General features: G+C 58.2%; 12 protein-coding genes and 1 pseudogene. 1 reads left to right on the forward strand and 12 read right to left on the reverse strand.

From position 1 onward, the window contains the following. Positions 1 to 16: 16 nt before the first annotated feature. The 3 genes from JQ616_RS17100 to JQ616_RS17110 are packed head-to-tail and all read right to left on the reverse strand — an operon-like array spanning position 17 to position 2,422. Positions 17 to 397, reverse strand: coding sequence for a cupin (locus tag JQ616_RS17100; RefSeq protein ID WP_212016085.1), 381 nt, complete (start codon positions 395 to 397; stop codon positions 17 to 19). Positions 398 to 414: 17 nt separating this feature from the next. Continuing rightward, positions 415 to 1,884, reverse strand: a complete 1,470-nt coding sequence (locus JQ616_RS17105; protein ID WP_212016086.1) for a 4-hydroxyphenylacetate 3-hydroxylase family protein — start codon at positions 1,882 to 1,884, stop codon at positions 415 to 417. Positions 1,885 to 1,903: 19 nt separating this feature from the next. Next, entirely contained in the window at positions 1,904 to 2,422 is a 519-nt protein-coding gene (locus JQ616_RS17110) for a flavin reductase family protein (protein WP_212016087.1), read from the reverse strand. 153 nt (positions 2,423 to 2,575) lie between these two features. Here JQ616_RS17110 and JQ616_RS17115 point away from each other — a divergent pair, with 153 nt between their 5' ends. Further along, positions 2,576 to 3,181, forward strand: coding sequence for a MarR family winged helix-turn-helix transcriptional regulator (locus tag JQ616_RS17115; RefSeq protein ID WP_212016088.1), 606 nt, complete (start codon positions 2,576 to 2,578; stop codon positions 3,179 to 3,181). 205 nt (positions 3,182 to 3,386) lie between these two features. Here JQ616_RS17115 and JQ616_RS17120 read toward each other — a convergent pair. The 9 genes and pseudogenes from JQ616_RS17120 to JQ616_RS17160 all read right to left on the reverse strand — a co-directional run. Then, positions 3,387 to 3,863 (reverse strand): annotated as a pseudogene (locus JQ616_RS17120) (biotin carboxylase N-terminal domain-containing protein); the annotation flags it as partial. Between the two features lie 270 nt (positions 3,864 to 4,133). Next, the gene (locus tag JQ616_RS17125) at positions 4,134 to 5,684 is read right to left on the reverse strand and encodes a porin (RefSeq protein WP_212016089.1); all 1,551 of its coding nucleotides are present in this window, start codon (positions 5,682 to 5,684) and stop codon (positions 4,134 to 4,136) included. Positions 5,685 to 6,324: 640 nt separating this feature from the next. Further along, positions 6,325 to 8,028 carry an FAD-dependent oxidoreductase gene (locus JQ616_RS17130; RefSeq protein WP_212016090.1) on the reverse strand — a complete coding sequence of 568 codons (1,704 nt, stop codon included), beginning with the start codon at positions 8,026 to 8,028 and terminating at the stop codon, positions 6,325 to 6,327. Between the two features lie 130 nt (positions 8,029 to 8,158). Beyond that, positions 8,159 to 10,414, reverse strand: coding sequence for a N,N-dimethylformamidase beta subunit family domain-containing protein (locus tag JQ616_RS17135; protein WP_212016091.1), 2,256 nt, complete (start codon positions 10,412 to 10,414; stop codon positions 8,159 to 8,161). Between the two features lie 8 nt (positions 10,415 to 10,422). Continuing rightward, the gene (locus JQ616_RS17140) at positions 10,423 to 10,794 is read right to left on the reverse strand and encodes a hypothetical protein (RefSeq protein WP_212016092.1); all 372 of its coding nucleotides are present in this window, start codon (positions 10,792 to 10,794) and stop codon (positions 10,423 to 10,425) included. Between the two features lie 55 nt (positions 10,795 to 10,849). After that, on the reverse strand, positions 10,850 to 12,040 hold the full coding sequence (locus JQ616_RS17145; RefSeq protein ID WP_349630005.1) for an alkene reductase: 1,191 nt from the start codon (positions 12,038 to 12,040) through the stop codon (positions 10,850 to 10,852). 103 nt (positions 12,041 to 12,143) lie between these two features. Then, positions 12,144 to 12,551, reverse strand: a complete 408-nt coding sequence (locus JQ616_RS17150) for a RidA family protein (protein ID WP_212016095.1) — start codon at positions 12,549 to 12,551, stop codon at positions 12,144 to 12,146. 43 nt (positions 12,552 to 12,594) lie between these two features. After that, positions 12,595 to 14,043 carry an aldehyde dehydrogenase family protein gene (locus JQ616_RS17155; RefSeq protein ID WP_249136833.1) on the reverse strand — a complete coding sequence of 483 codons (1,449 nt, stop codon included), beginning with the start codon at positions 14,041 to 14,043 and terminating at the stop codon, positions 12,595 to 12,597. A gap of 198 nt (positions 14,044 to 14,241) precedes the next feature. After that, positions 14,242 to 15,354 carry a substrate-binding domain-containing protein gene (locus JQ616_RS17160; protein ID WP_212016097.1) on the reverse strand — a complete coding sequence of 371 codons (1,113 nt, stop codon included), beginning with the start codon at positions 15,352 to 15,354 and terminating at the stop codon, positions 14,242 to 14,244. Positions 15,355 to 15,544: the final 190 nt, after the last annotated feature.

Consider the following 15,544-nt stretch of genomic DNA (forward strand, 5'->3'; position numbering starts at 1 on the left):
TGCTGGCGGATCGGCCTCAGACCGGATCGAAATAGTGCATTTCGAGAAGCAGGCAGCCGTTGACGGACTTGAACGGACCGTGCGGCGCGTGCGGCGGCCGGCAGGCATAAGTGTTCGGCGGAAAGCTCTTGCCGCCCTCACCCTTCTCGTCGTTGCCAACGATCAGGTCACCCGAAACCAGATAGACCTCTTCCCAATATTCGTGCGAAAACGGTGCTTTCGTGTAGACGCCCGGAGCAAAACGCAGCAGCCGAGTTCGCGTCCCACGCCGCTTCTCCTCGTCGAGCCCGCCCGCAATGATCTTCTGCTGGATGCCGGCCGGATAGCCGGCGGGCGTTTCCCAACCGGTGCTCATGTCGAGCGTGTAGAATTCGTCGTGCTTCTTGTTGACGGACATGTGTTGTCTCCGTTGGGTCAGGCGGCTTTGCTGGCGGTTGACGCGCCATTGAGGTCATAGGAATCGAGCATGGTCTGGACCAGGCGGTCCGCGCCGGCCCAATCGTAGGTGCGATAGGAGTGTCCCTTGGTGACGAAGGTCGCGCCGGCGTAGAACATCTCGTATTGCTGGTGACGGGAGCCGAATTCGGATCCGACCGCATCCCAGGCGAGCTTGTAGAACTTCACGCGCTCGTACGAACTGGCCTTCGGCGACTGCTGCGTCTTGCCGATCAAGTCCGCGATCTCGGGGTTGTCGAAGTCGGCGACCGACGAGGGCAGCATGATCATGCCGCCGCCGGCGAGCTCGCGCAGCGTATTGATGATGTGCGCGTAGAGCTGTTGCGTCAGCACCTGTGCGGAATAAAGCGTGTGCCGATCTGGGATGAAATAGGGGCCGACCATCGTGCCCTTGGCTTCCATCGCCGCCACCAGCGCATCGACCATGCCGGTCTCGGCCGCGAGCTGACCGAGCATCTCGCGCACCTGCGGGAACTGGGTGACGCCGTTCATTTCAGCGGTGCGATGCGCGAGGCCGGCAAGGAACTTGAGCTTCACGCTCAGACGCACCATCGCCTGATAGTTTTGATAGACGTGACAGGGGGTGGCGTGAAACTGCTTCTGGCACATTTCAACGTTGCCCTCGATGAAAACGCGATCCCAGGGAACCTTCACGTCGTCGAAATAGAGAACCGAGTCGTTCTCGTCGAAGCGGCTCGACAACGGATTGTCGAACACCGCGCCAGCCGCGTCCTCGTAGGACTTGCGCGACAGCATCTTGAGGCCCTTCGAGTTCATCGGGATCGCGAAGGACATCGCGTAGCGCTCTTCGCCCGGACGCATCGGCTGGATGGTCGTCACGAAGACCTCGTCGGCGACCACACCTCCCGTGGCGAGCATCTTGGCGCCGCGGACTGTGATCCCCTCCGCGTCGCGATCGACGACACCGGCGGTGAGGAACGGATCCGCCTGCTCGGCCGCACCCTTCGAACGATCGGCCTGCGGATTGATGATGACGTAGGTGAGGTAGAGGTCATTGTCGCGCGCATAGCGGTAGTAGCTCTCGAGTGCGCCCGCGCGAGCCGGATCGTACGCCTTGAACACGTCGAGCCCCATGTACAGACCGGAAATGCACGAGGCGACATGGTCCGGGGCACGGCCCATGAAGCCGGCATGCAGCGTAGCCCATGCTTCCAGTGCCTTTCGCCGCTCAACGAGGTCGGCATAGGATGTCGGAAGCTGCCAGATCCGGTTGGCACGTCCAGCATCGGTCTCGAACGTCATGAGATCGACGTTCTCCTTGGTGCTCGCAAAATCGAACAATCCCGCCATCGAGTTGGCGAGATTTCGATAGGCCCGATGAGCAGTCACGTCGCCGACCGCAGCCCCGTTGATGTAGATGGTCCGCCCGTCCCTCAGTCCAGACAGATATTCCTTTGCACTACGCATCGCGGTTCTCCGGTTCGAACTAGTAATGAATGGGAAGCGGCCAGGTCGGCTCGCGTTCGCTTTCGTCGACGAGGTCGCGATAGCGGCCCCGAAAAAAGATCAATGGCGCGGTCGGCTCGTTGCGCGCGGTGTAACGAACGACACGAACGACAAAGATCACGTGATCGCCGCCGTCGTGGCTGCCGAAGGGCTCGCATTCGAAATGAGCCAACGCGCCCGATATCAGCGGCGCCTCGGCATGACCGACCGACGTCTTGACCTGGTCCCATTTGTTGGAAAGCGCGCGCGCGAATTGATTGGAGATCTGTTCCTGATCGCGGGCGAGGATGTTGACGGCGAAGCCCCTGGCTTCGAGCATTGCGGGCAGGCTTTTGGCCTTGCGGTCGACGCTGAACAGGACCAGCGGCGGATCGAGCGAGACGGAATTGAACGAGCTCATGGTCATGCCAATGAGCTCTTCGCCCTGGCCGCGCGCGGTCACCACGGCAACGCCGGTCGCGAATTCTCCCAACACTCGCCTGAATGCACGGTCCTCCATGGGACGCCTGCCTCGCTGCTTCGACCCTGATTTATACTTGTCAGATAGCTTTCTGACAAAGCTATTTGACAATGTCAAGCCCTCTTGCTGGGCACGCGCATGCGTGCTTCTTAGGCAAGTACGCAAGACTATGATTTCGCGGGGAGAACGACCGTGACTGAAGCGCTTTTGACGGCGTCAAAGCCCGAACTGCTCGACAAGGAGGGAGACCGAACGCTTCGCGGCGTTCTCTACGACTATTTCGCGTTCGGGCGCAGCCTTGAAGCTTGCCGCGAAATATTCGCGAGCTTCGTCGATCTGTCGACCACTCAGTATCTGATCCTGATCGCGATCAAGAATTCGACAGCGGAAGAGCCGATGGGTGTCAATCAGGTCGCCGAGCGGCTGTATCTGAGCGGCACTTTCGTCACCAACGAAGTCAACAAACTCGTTTCCGACGGCCTCCTCGAGAAGAGCCCACATCCGGAAGACCGACGGCGCGTGCAGCTTGCACTCACCCAGCACGGCGTGAATCTATTGATCCGTCTTGCCGCCCTGCAACGCCCCGTCAACGACGCGCTGTTCGGGATGCTGACGCGCGAGGAGTTCAAGACGTTGTCTCATTTGCTGTCGCGTCTTGCGTCGAACGCGGACCGTGCAGTGAAGCTCGCCGAACATGTCAAAGCGACCCTCAAGTTTCAGGAGGATCAGCGAACCTTGACGACGTCTTCGCCATCCCCCCGCAAGAAGGGACGTGCGACGCTTCGTAATCCTCGATAACGAAGCGGCCGGCTTTCTTCTGTTTGCAGGTTCGAGTCCTGCCGGGCCCACCCGATGAGATCGATGTCGTACTGGTCTCCTCGTCGCTCTCGGCGCGACTATCGCACCAGATACGTGCACTTCACGCTTTTGGGTAGGTTCGCGCTTCAGCAGCCATTCGACACACCAAACTGAGGCGTCGAATCTCCGCGATGAGCATTCGCGCGATGACCTTCCGGCTGCGGCGCACGATCGAGCACTCGCGCTCGCTGAGATAGACCACGTTTCCATGCTTGTCGCCGAGCACCTGGATCTCGATGTGCCAGGGATCGACGATGAGCTTCGCAGCGGTCCTCTTGGATTCGACCTTGTCGCTCATCGCGACGATCGCGCCAGGGTTCGGGCCGACGAAGACGACGCCGGCGGCTTCCGGTGCGCGCGGAAAGGCCTCGCGCTCGGACGGGAAAGCGTAGCCGGGGTGCATGGTTAGTGCGCCGGTCTTGCGGCAGGCCTCGACGATCCTGCTGATCAAAAGATCACTCTCGGCCGCAGCCGGCAAGCTTATCAACATGGCTTCGTCGGCCATCTCGACATGCAGTGCGTTGCGGTCGGCCGCGGCATAGAAGGCGACCATCTCAGTCCCCGTATGGCACGCAGTCTTGATGACCCTGTAGGCAATCTCGCTGCGATTTACGATCGGCATTTTCTTGAACGTGCTCTTCACGAGGCAGACGGTCGTGCTTCTTCCTGAACCTAGACCTTTTGTCCTTCAGCATCGCCAAGGCCCCAGCGATCCGGCGGCGGATCGACGTCGTCGATGTAGCCACTCCGTGTGGCGTCCCCGCCGCGACGGCGTCGAATATGCGAGCGTCGCTTGACGAGTAAAGGCCTCCGATGGGCATATCGGAGGCCTTCCCTTGGAGATTGAAAATTCAGTCGATTCTAAAATCTCCCTTTTCCAAGCAACTGAGTTTTACCAATTGCGCCGCGCGCGGAGGAGCAGACTGAGGGTGTCCTGATCCTTCAGTTCATACACCGCGCCCGGTTTGCCGATCGCGGGGCTTGAGGCAGTGATGGTGCCCGTGTTCTTCTGATCCAGATGGGAGTAGGTCAGATCGGCCGAAAACGTGAGGTTTTTGACGGGTGTCCACTGCGTCTGAGTACCGAGTTGAGCGATGCTGTAGTCCGGATTGCAGGTAACCAGGCCGGCGGTACCGAATACCGCACCGAATGAGCCTCCCACGCCATTGCCAGCCGGGCCGCAGATGAGGTTCTTAGCCGTGCTATTATACATGACCGAGGCGTAAGCACCGTAGATGCTCGTGTTCCAGTTCGGGCTCCAGTTGTGTGTGTAACCACCATTGAAGCCCCAGGTGGAAACAAGCTGCTGTGAGCCGCCAGCTCCGAACACCGAATCGGCCGCAATGCCGAGCCCGACGCTTTGGTACCCGCCAGGCAGATTGGTGCCACTGAATATCTGATTGGCACCGTACAAGACAGCGAGGTCCTGGATGTTGAAGCGCGTGGCACCGTTCGTGTAAACACCCTGCATATTGATCGTGTCGCCCGGTCCAGTCGGGAGGTTCTTGATCGACAACGCCAACTGACCAGCCCAACCCCACTTGTCGTCCGGATGACCGGTGTCTTCAGTGGCGCCATAGTAGGCCGCGTGGTTGTCATGAGCTGCGAACGATGCCTGGAACAAGCCCCAAGCTTGATCGACGCGCAGCATCGCAATGAGGTCGGGAGCAATCGTGCCAGCGTAATCGGCAGTACCCCACGGGCCGAGTGCGCCGGGAACCGCACCGAGATTGTTGACGCCAGCTTGGAAGTACTGGGTCTGATCCTGGGCAGAAAGCGAGAGCGACACGCCGTTGCCGAACTGCGCGGTATAGGTGAACTGATTGATACCGGTGATCGACCCGCCGCCGCCGACGAGACCATCGAAGTTGTTACCCGGGTAGTTGGCCCACGGAGCCGAGAACTGCGAGACCGCTTTACCAATTGTGAAGCCGGCGAACTGGATGAAAGCGTAGTACACACCAACCGTGCCGCCCGCGACCGCACCTGAGTTGGCGTTATTCGGCGCCGAAGTCGCACCGATCGGCGAGTAGATCGTCGAACCGTTTCCGATTGCGCTGTAGCTATCCGTTGTCCAACTGAACGTTGCATCAAAGAAGGTGCGGACCACACCATACTCGGTCGCGGTACGCGTATCGATGTTCAAGTCCTCACGCGAGCGCCAGGTGTAACCGTTGGTGAAGCGGTTATTTGCTGCACCAGCACCGAAACTACTGCCGATGTTGTCCGTGTTGGTGTTCGCAACGACGTCAACCATCAGATAGCCGCCCAGCTTCAAGCAGGTGTCGGTACCAGGGATGTAGTAGAAGCCGGGCCCGTATGACGAGCACACTTTGACGTATTCAATAGCTTTTGCCTTTACGGGAAGATCCGCCGCTTGCGCACCCGTCATTCCAATAATTGTCGCCGCTGAACCCAAAACAAGGCTCGTGAAAAGCTTCATAAAGACCTCCTGCTCCATTCCGTTTAAGGAGATTGTTGATCGACCAGACCCCGCCTGATCGTCGTCCCCAGCCAATCTGTTCCGCGCTTCCGAGAGAATTGCTTTGCAACTCATTCAAACTCCGAGAAGCTTCACGAAGGAATTCGGTATTGCATTCACGCCCCCGTTGTTTGCATTGCGATGTTCGAGATCGCGCCGTGCCTTGCGGCGGCCGCTTAGTTGGCCTCGACGTCCGACTAGCCGACCAGGACGCCGCGCGAAGATGCAACAAACAACGAGTGAGAGATCAGCGCTTTCCTGGCAGAGCCATTCGACATGCTTCAAAGTGACAATTGCGAGAAAGTTCTATGATCGACGGGCACAATCTTCCGAAGGGCCCCTCCGAAAATGAGAAATCATCGCAATGTTCGGTGCGAGCGAGAGATCGTCACGCGGGAGCAGACGTCTTCCGCTTCATACGTGGAGCGGCGCAGACCCCTTGCTGCTCGTCAACAAGTTGGCGAGCAGCATTCGAAACAGCAATCACGCGCGGAATGTCCCTCGTCGAACGAGCTACGCCAGGACTGGGACAATCGCTTTTGTTCGCATTGATGCATGGCGGTCTCCACTCGTGTGGAGGGAGACTCACATCGCAAGCCCCTTAGCCGTTGCTGCGCGAGGAGTGCGCGAGATGCTTGGCAGCCACATATCCAAACGTCAGAGCCGGCCCCAATGTAATGCCGCCACCGGGATAGTTACCTCCCATAATACTGGCCATATCGTTTCCGGTCGCATAGAGGCCAGCGATCGGTACGCCTTTCGTGTCAAGCACGCGGCAATTCTGATCCGTTTGCAGGCCAGCAAACGTTCCAAGATCTCCAATTACGACTTCGAGTGCGTAGAATGGAGCAACCGCGATTGGCGCGAGACAGGGATTCGGCTTGAATTCTTCGTCCCCGTTGAACCGGTTGTACGCAGTGGATCCCTTTCCAAACGCACGATCTTCGCCGCGATTTACATCGGCATTCCACTCGGCAATCGTCTTCTCGAGGCCGGCAACATCGATGCCCGCGGATCGTGCGAGCTCCGCGACGCTGCTACCGCACTTCAAGTAGCCAGACCGGATGTTGGGACCGACGGGTACCGGAAACGGCTTGACAAATCCAAGACCGAAGCGATTGAGGAACGGCCTGTCCACGACAAGAAAGGCTCGAACGACCGCGGTACCACTTGCGGCAATGAGTGCTTGGCAAAAATCGTGATAGGAATTTGCTTCGTTGACGAAACGCTTGCCGTCCGAAAGTACGGCGATCAGGCCAGGCTTTGCTCGGTCGATGAAGTGGGGAAACACACCGAAACCGCCCTTCCGCCGCGGCACCCGAGACACGGGCACCCAGGCGGCAGCGTTCGGATAACCTAGTTGCACTTGAGCACCGATTTCTTCTCCCAGCCGGAGGCCGTCGCCCGTATTGGTCGATGGAGCCGGCGAATGGTGTCCAGTGTTGTCCCGATCATGCGGAAACATCACGCGGCGTCGCGGCATGTCCTGCGGAAAGCCCCCTGCCGCAAGAACGACACCACGTCGCGCCCGCACGTGGACCTCACCTCTGGGAGTCCTAACGACGGCTCCAGTGACAACCTGGTCTTGCCGGATCAGCCGCACTGCCGGCGAATTTGTCCACACCTGAACTCCGAGATCGAGAGCGCTGCGAAACAGGCGAGCGGCAAGGGCATTGCCATTGGTCAAGAGCATTCCGCGCCCATGAACCGCAAGGTCTCGCGCGTGAGATAGCAGTCGACCGGCGACGTAAGCGGCCGAACGAGCTGATCGCGTGACGTTGTAAAAGTGTCTAAGTTCTGGACCAGATCCGATCATTAGTCCAAGGAAAGTCAATTCCGGCAATGGCGGCCGCAGCCGCTTCAATTGCTTGCCGAGACCTTGCGCGCGATACGGCACGGCCTTAATCGAGCGGCCGCCTGAGCGCCCCCCCGGAGCGTTTGGATGATAGTCAGAGAACGCCGAGGCTGCTTCAAACCTTACTGCAGTCTTCTTCTCGAAGAACTCGATTGCTTCAGGACCTTGCAAGAGGAACGTATCTACATTCTCGGCATTGAAGTGATTGCCGGCCTCATGTTGTAGATAAGTGCGCGCTTCTTCGATGTTGTCCTGGACTCCGTCGGCCTTCGAAATCGGATTGTTGGGTACCCACAAAAAGCCACCTGATAGAGCGGTCGTCCCACCGACCCACTCGGTCTTTTCCACGAGGATCACGCTCAGCTGTCGTGCCTGCGCCGCTACCGCCGTAGCAAGCCCGCCTGCGCCAGACCCCACCACCAACACATCACACTCAACGATATTCGACATCTGAAGTCCCTAGTCAAAAGACCGACTTATGGTCGGCAGCCGAATTGGTCAGCAGCACACCACCCGGACACGGCTCACAGTTCCGGCTGTCGGCGCGCAATCTAGAACGCTATCAAGTCGTCTTGCTTCTTCAGGGTAAGGCGACGCCGTCAAGAAATCGCCTGAGGACATTCTCAGTCAACCTGGACACGCTGTTGTTATAGTTGTTGCTGCTCAGCGCTCCGCACCAAGAAATAGACCCGGTCGAGAAAACCCCGCCACCACGGGCGGTCGGGAAGTACACAACATCCGAGCGAACCTGGTAATCTTGGGTACCCCCCGTCGTTGGCAGATTGATCAGCAGTTCTTCGGGGACATGCACATAGTTGTCACTATGCATGCCGTCGCTTGACGCAAGCAACAACGCATCGGGCGGTGTACCAAGACTTAGGTCATATCGATCCAACTCGTACCCAGCAGCCCCCTCGCCCGCCAAACCATGCGCGCCGAAGATTTCTACGTTTTCGATCCCTACTGTAAACGCGGTCGCGCGCGGGCTCTTCCAATCCGAAAGCGGACGGTATGGCGCGGCATTGTCGAAGCCTTGCGCAGTGAAGCCGACGCCGAAAAGCTTTTGTGGGGGGCGGCCACGATGACGCCACAGCCCCCCCCTGCTCCCCGAGAACGCATGATAGTACTCGCCCGGAGCGGCCTGCCATGAACGCACGCCGCTTTCGCCACGTCGGATCTCGACTGCGAACCGCTCCTTCGGGTGGAACTCGGTCACCCAATAGAAGCCATTTGCGCCCAGGTACATCGCTCGACCGCCTGCCGAGAGGTAATTCTCCCAAGCATTGAGCATATTCTCGCTGACGTACTCCGGATGTGTACCCGTTATCGCAACCTTGTACCGGGAAAGAAGCTGATCCCCCTCCTCGTCCAGATCCTCGTCAGTTGCAACGTCAAACGCCACTCCGATTTTCGAGAGCCAATCGACAATATGGAGATCGGCCGGAAACTGCCACACCGAACCAGACACCCCGCTTCGATATTCGGGGCGCATCGTCAGTAGCGGACGCAACCGCGACGAATAGCACACTCCACTGCCGTCATTGTGCACGTCGTAGGTCGACACACCAAATTCCGGCCGCGTATTGAGAAAGAAGTCCGCTCCACTGACGACCGGCGTGTGCCCACAGCCTAACTGCGATGCCGGAAAACGTGTCACGATGTGATCGTTGGCGTACGCCATATAGCTCGCCGTCGGAAACACCAGAAGAACATCTGCGGTCGACGTGCCCCGCGGCGGCCGCACCCAGAACGGAATCATGTCGGACGACGACGACGAGATAACCCTGAGAGCATAGGCGCCGCTGCGCATCGAAGGGGGCACGATCAAGGTCACATCCGTTTCCCATCCGGCATCCCCAACATCGTCATCATGAAAGTGGATCGCACCGTACTGATCCGGCGCCGACCAATAGCGATCTTCCTCTCCAGACCAGCTCCAGCCCGTGGCTCCGCGCATCGGTAGATTTACCGCCGTCCCATGTGCATCACTCGCGCTGATGTCGAGACATAGATCAGATGCAATTCCACGTTTGGATATATTTGCAGAGAAGTTCCAGTGCGCGACCGCACCCGGAACAATTCGTCCAATCGCCAGATCATCTATTTCACGATCTTCTAGTGTCCGCGCGTAAAGTTTCGGCGCATCAATTTTCCCGTTGAAGTGCAGTTCTGTAGATCTCTCTCCGCTATTCCAGCTTGCTGCGATGAGCACGGGTGCCTCTGCGACGCTAATCGAACGAACGTCGCCGCTAGCCAGATGTGTCTTATGACGCAGCATAGGGCTCAGCAAACTGTTGGTACGATTGACCACGGCAGTTGCGCGCACGGTTCCCGTACGCGTCGAACAATCCCAAACGGCAGTGACCGAGTACCAGATGCGCGCGGGCAGTTCGTCCGCCGTCGCTATCGCCACCTGGGATATTCCGTCTCCAAACCGCAATTCCAGCCGGCCTTTGTTCAGCCCCAGCCACCATCCCGCACCGCGAACAACATCCCAACGCGACACCATGGCCTGCTCTTTAGCTTGCGGCAAAGTCGCGTAGACGAATAGATGGACTGCTCCTCGCGCGCCGAGAGCGAACCGGCCGCGATCATCCACCTGAACATAGGATCCCGCTCGAATCTTCTGTGCCTTGGCTGGATACACGCCTGTGATCGGCGACTCTACAGCCTCGACTTGAGTACCCGGTCCGGCCGGATTGTTATCGCCATTTAGCAGACGAACGACTTCCGCATGATACGTTCCGGCCTCCTCGCAAGAGACTTTAAATTCGATCCTTTCCCCAGGAGCGACGCTCAGCCGGTCAGCATAGCCGACAATTTTCGGGACGTGCATGGTCGTTGTCACAGAGAATGAGCCCCCTTGTTTGCACAGGCCTTGATGAGATCCTCGATGCGTCGAAGAAATACGCCGTGGCGCGCTTCAGTTTCGGTGGCATAGACCACGCCGTTCTCTTCAATCCGAGGAGGAACGGCCCATTCCTCGCTAAGGACTGCGATCCGAAACTCACACCACGGTTTGGTGCAGACGATAATGTACTTGTCGGCCATCGGTGCGCTTCTGAAGAAGTTCAGAACGCGGCTTAGTCCTACGCTGTGGTTTGCCAAAGGTCCCGCCGCGTGTTCGGCGACGATCTTATCGTCAATCATCGCGAGAATCCTCGTTGCGTATTCGTCGCGAAACCGGGTATGCACCTCAAGGTCTCGGTTTTGCATCTCAGAACTCCCTGGAACGGACAAACGCGGGCGACTTCCGATTTGGACCGGCACTCTACGGTAGATTTCCGGCCCGGTAGGGCGGATAGTCAATATAGCCCTCTGCGCCTCCACCATAGAACGTATCACGGTCCGGTTCGGACAGCGGCCAGCCGTTCCTAAACCTTTCGACAAGATCGGGATTGGCGATGTAGGGCGCTCCGAAAGCGACGAGATCAGTCATCCCGCTCGCGAGGGCAGCGTTGGCCTTTGCCTCAGTGAATCCACCGGCCAAGATCAGCGTCCCCCTATACGCCGCTCGGAATTCCTCGAGAAACGGGCGAGGGATTTCCTGAGCGCCCATGCCAAGGGTAGTCTGGTCGCTAATATGAACATAGGCGAGCTGTCGACTTGAGAGTTCGTTGGCCAGGACAAGCCATGTTTCGCTCTCATCGGCGAAGGGACGCATGTCGAACAGCCGTCCGTAAGGTGCGATCCGCACGCCCGTCCTCTTACTCCCTATCGATGCCGCAACGGCATCGACGGTCTCCAACAGAAGGCGCAACCGGTTTTCGATCGTCTGACCGCCATAGACATCGTCGCGGGTGTTCACGCTCCCACTAATGAACTGCTCGAATATGTAACCGTTCGCTGCGTGCAATTCGATTCCGTCCATTCCGGCATTCAACGCTCGCTCAGCTGCTGCGGCAAACTCCCGAACCAGAGCTCGCACCTCGTCGGTAAGAAGCGCCCTCGGCCGGCTTGCCGGCACCTGCCCAGGGACCCCGTCCGGGTTGATCGCAAATACAAACGTTCCTCGCGCCGGTTCGTTGGTTGGCCCAACGGGCGCGTCACCAGATGGCTGGAGCGATCTATGCGAAACTCTTCCTACGTGCCACAGTTGAGCGAATATTCGTCCCCCGGCTTCGTGCACTACTTCCGAGACATGCTTCCATCCCACCACCTGAGCGTCAGTGTAGAATCCAGGCGTGTAAAGATACCCTTGGCCCTGTTGGGATATCTGAGATCCTTCCGTGACTATCAGGCCAGCTGAAGCGCGCTGTCGGTAGTATAACGCAGTATTTCCGTCGGCCACTTCGCCCATGGCTGCGCGAGAGCGCGTCATGGGCGCCATCACAATGCGGTTCGGCAACATTGTTCCCGAGAGATCGTAGGGCTCGAAAAGCTTTGGCATCGGACTCACTTGATATTCCCTCGCTTGACGTACCGACCATGATCCGTACCGAGGATCACGCCACCGTTCCATCAAGTGGTTCGTACATCACGGTTATCGAGCCCACACGACCGGCGTTTCTAACTCGTTGGGCGGCCTTCTGGCATCGTGGCTCGACTATCGCTACGCCAAGGAATCAACCGATTGCCGCAATAGCGGTTACTTCCAACATCTGCCCCGGCACGACGAAGCCTTTTACCTCGACCATCGTGTTTGCTGGCAAATGCTTGCCCACCCAAGGCACGACGGTTTTTGGAAAGGCCTCCACCATCGCCGCCATGTCGGTGGCGTAGAAATCCCAATACAGGAGCCGGCTGCGATCGAGACCTTCACTCTTCAGAAGATCATCGATGACACGCAATGTAAATTGCAGCTGCTCTGCCATCGTCTCTCCAACGATCGAGACGCCTGATTCACCACCTTGCACTGGCGCGACCCCGGAGAAATAGACCGTATCCTTGTATCGAACGACCTGAGCGATACCAAACGACTCGAGCACTTCCTTGCTCACGTAATCTACGTCGGGACTCTTTCTCGTAATCATGGGATTTCCTCGGTTCAGTAAAAGCGATATATGTCGTTTGAGCTTATAGCCGCGCGGCGACCGACTTGACTTCGGTGTATAGCTGGATCGCTTCGAAGCCCATCTCGCGCCCCCACCCTGATTGCTTGAAGCCTCCAAATGGGAGAGCTGCATCGACCTGGTGGTGCGCGTTGATCCAAACTATGCCCGCCCTGATCTTCGCGGCCAGCTTGTGGGCCGTGGACACGTCTTTGGTCCATACGCTGGCGGAGAGACCATAGGGACCATCATTAGCCAAAGCGGATATGGCCATCAGGTCCGCAGCGTCGTCGAATCGCTGCACGCACGTCACAGGACCAAAGATCTCCTCCAGATAGGCAGGACAACTCGACGGAACGCCTTCCAGAATAGTTGGCTCGACGAAATAGCCGGTCGCGCCGTATCGCTTGCCACCCACAAGGACCTTGCCGCCATCGGAGACAGCTCGATCGATGTATCCGATGACGCGGTTGAGCTGCCGTTCTGAGATCAACGGACCAATGTCCGTCGATGGATCGAGGCCATGTCCGATACGCATGTCCGCGGCCCGTCTCGCGAGCGAGTGAACAACTTCGTCATAAATACTGGAGTGAATGTTGATGATTGAAGGGTTCGTGCACGCCTGACCGCTGTTCAAGTAGGTCGCAGCAAGCAGCCCATTCACAGTATGCTCGATGTCGGCGTCCGGAAGAACTATTGCCGGCGATTTCCCGCCGAGCTCGAGGCTCAGCTTCTTGAGGTTTCCCGCCGCAAGCTGCACAATTCTTTTTCCGACTGCGGTACTTCCAGTGAAAGCGATTTTGTCGACGCCGGGATGATCGACCAACGCCTCGCCAGCGCTGCCATCACCGGTAACGACGTTCAGCACTCCCGGAGGAAGGCCGGCCTCTTGCGCGAGTTCGGCAAGCCTTATTGCGGTGAGCGGCGTATGCTCCGCCGGCTTGAGCACAACGGTGCAACCAGCAGCAAGCGCTGGCGCAACCTTCCATGCGGCCATCAACAGTGGAACATTCCACGGAATGATCTGTCCGACGACACCAATGGGCTGGCGCAGCGTGTACGCGTGCCAGTCGCCATTGGCGGATAGGGGCACGGTATGGCCATTTAATTTCGTCGCCCATCCCGCGTAGTAGCGGAATTGCTCGGCTGCGGCGTCAACATAATAGTCGTGGATGATTTGATAGGGGGATCCCTGATTGAGGGCATCCAGCAGGCTTAGCTCTTCACGATGCTTGTCGATGAGGTCGCCGATTCTCCAAAGAATGCGTCCGCGATCGGAACCTGTCATCACGGCCCATGGGCCAGATTCGAACGCCGTCCTGGCAGCGGCGACAGCGGTATCGATATCTGTCGCCTCACCTTCAGCAACTTCGCTGATTACCTCACCGCGCGCTGGATCGAAGATTTTTCGGACCTTACCAAGTCGGGGCGACGTCCAGTCGCCAGCGATAAAGAGCCGATGCTTCTTCTCCATAAATGCTCTGGCGCCAGCCGAAACCGGCTTAGGGACAGAGGTCACCTTTGTATGCACAATTGTCTCCTGAGATTCCCGTTACCTTGGGCGGCGAGGCGAGCGGAAAGCACGCATCGAACGTGGCCTTGCACGCAACCGCGGCCTTCCTTTGAAGGGATTCACTTCCCACCGACGATTTTCAAGTCGGGCCACTGACGACTAGCGAACGACGCCCTTCAACTGGTCTTCCGACAGGATCGAGGACAGGTCCGCATCGGGGGGAAACGCGGGATCGCACTTTGGGTCTACGGCTTTAGCGCTATCAGCATAAACGTAAGATGCGACGGAAAGCGGCTCCGGATTGGAGACGCCCTCGAAGTTCGACACTCCGCGCCGAAGCGCAAAACGACTGAGGGTCGTCGTGCCATCCAAAGTCAGGTACTTCCAGGCCTTCCCCGCATGGCGGGCATTGAGGTACTTGCAATTCAGCTCGTTGTTGCTACCGCCCGTCAGCTGTGCGGGCACCGGCAATCCTGCCTGCTCGTATGCCTTGATTGCCGCATTGGTTGTCACACCATAATCGGAAACGATCGCGTCGATTTGACCATATTTCGCTATCAGGCCAGCCACCGCCCTTTGGGCGTCCGCAGGGTTCCAGTTCGTGACAATGAAGTTTTGATCCAAGAGCTTTATGTCGGGGTACTTTTGCAGGCCCTCCTTCAGGCCGTCGATTAGCCGTTGTGACGACGCCGCACCTGCGATCCCGCCAAGAAATACGACGTTGCCTGACTTGACGTTGGCGCCGAGCCAGTCAGCCCATGTATGAGAAAGGCGCTTCGCATCGATGAGAACCTGCTCGGAGAAATCTTTGCCGGGTACCCCGGAGAGCTGAGAGAAGTACGGGACAACGACCGCACCCGCCTTCTGTGCCGCGCGATACGCGGGCAGCATCGCATCACCAAAATCGTTGAATGCTACGATGACGTTCACCCCTTGAGCGACCAGGGAATTAATGTCGCTGTTTGCCTTCTGGCGATCGCCGTTCGCATTCGCATAGAGCACTTTTGTGATATTCTTGCACTTGGCCGCTTCATCGCGAAACTCGGCAAACGCAGTCTTTCGCCAAGTATCCCCTCCGTAGCCATCGACCAAGGCAACAACCATCGGCTTCGTGCCGCAGAGAGGGGCAATATCGGCTCCCTTGCCCATTGTGGCGACGTCCGGCGATTGGGCAGCAGTTGAGATGGTGCCCCCGAGCAAAAGAGCCGAGGCCGTCAGTAAAGCAGCCCCGACACCTGCACTGGCGACAGTTCCTATCGTTCGCACCCTCATCGCCGTCTCCCCATAAAGACAAATTCGAAGCTTGGATTGGTCATCCGAAGCAACGTAGGAGAAGCGAACACCTTGCGCTTGGCTGAGGACGACAACATGCTTGTTCCGGTTCGCCAATGCGCTGGACCTGGCCTCGGCGAAAGTCCACGAGCCAACCCTTCGGTCAGCGGAGGATCCGACCGAACATCAA

This window comes from Bradyrhizobium tropiciagri (assembly GCF_018130545.1).
Classification (GTDB): Bacteria; Pseudomonadota; Alphaproteobacteria; order Rhizobiales; family Xanthobacteraceae; genus Bradyrhizobium; species Bradyrhizobium tropiciagri_A.

Coding starts and splice junctions, on each gene's coding strand:
- JQ616_RS17150 (WP_212016095.1), bottom strand. CDS start 12,551: ATGATTACGAGAAAGAGTCCCGACGTAGATTACGTGAGCAAGGAAGTG.
- JQ616_RS17110 (WP_212016087.1), bottom strand. CDS start 2,422: ATGGAGGACCGTGCATTCAGGCGAGTGTTGGGAGAATTCGCGACCGGC.
- JQ616_RS17155 (WP_249136833.1), bottom strand. CDS start 14,043: ATGGAGAAGAAGCATCGGCTCTTTATCGCTGGCGACTGGACGTCGCCC.
- JQ616_RS17125 (WP_212016089.1), bottom strand. CDS start 5,684: ATGAAGCTTTTCACGAGCCTTGTTTTGGGTTCAGCGGCGACAATTATT.
- JQ616_RS17145 (WP_349630005.1), bottom strand. CDS start 12,040: ATGGAACGGTGGCGTGATCCTCGGTACGGATCATGGTCGGTACGTCAA.
- JQ616_RS17135 (WP_212016091.1), bottom strand. CDS start 10,414: ATGCACGTCCCGAAAATTGTCGGCTATGCTGACCGGCTGAGCGTCGCT.
- JQ616_RS17130 (WP_212016090.1), bottom strand. CDS start 8,028: ATGTCGAATATCGTTGAGTGTGATGTGTTGGTGGTGGGGTCTGGCGCA.
- JQ616_RS17140 (WP_212016092.1), bottom strand. CDS start 10,794: ATGCAAAACCGAGACCTTGAGGTGCATACCCGGTTTCGCGACGAATAC.
- JQ616_RS17105 (WP_212016086.1), bottom strand. CDS start 1,884: ATGCGTAGTGCAAAGGAATATCTGTCTGGACTGAGGGACGGGCGGACC.
- JQ616_RS17100 (WP_212016085.1), bottom strand. CDS start 397: ATGTCCGTCAACAAGAAGCACGACGAATTCTACACGCTCGACATGAGC.
- JQ616_RS17160 (WP_212016097.1), bottom strand. CDS start 15,354: ATGAGGGTGCGAACGATAGGAACTGTCGCCAGTGCAGGTGTCGGGGCT.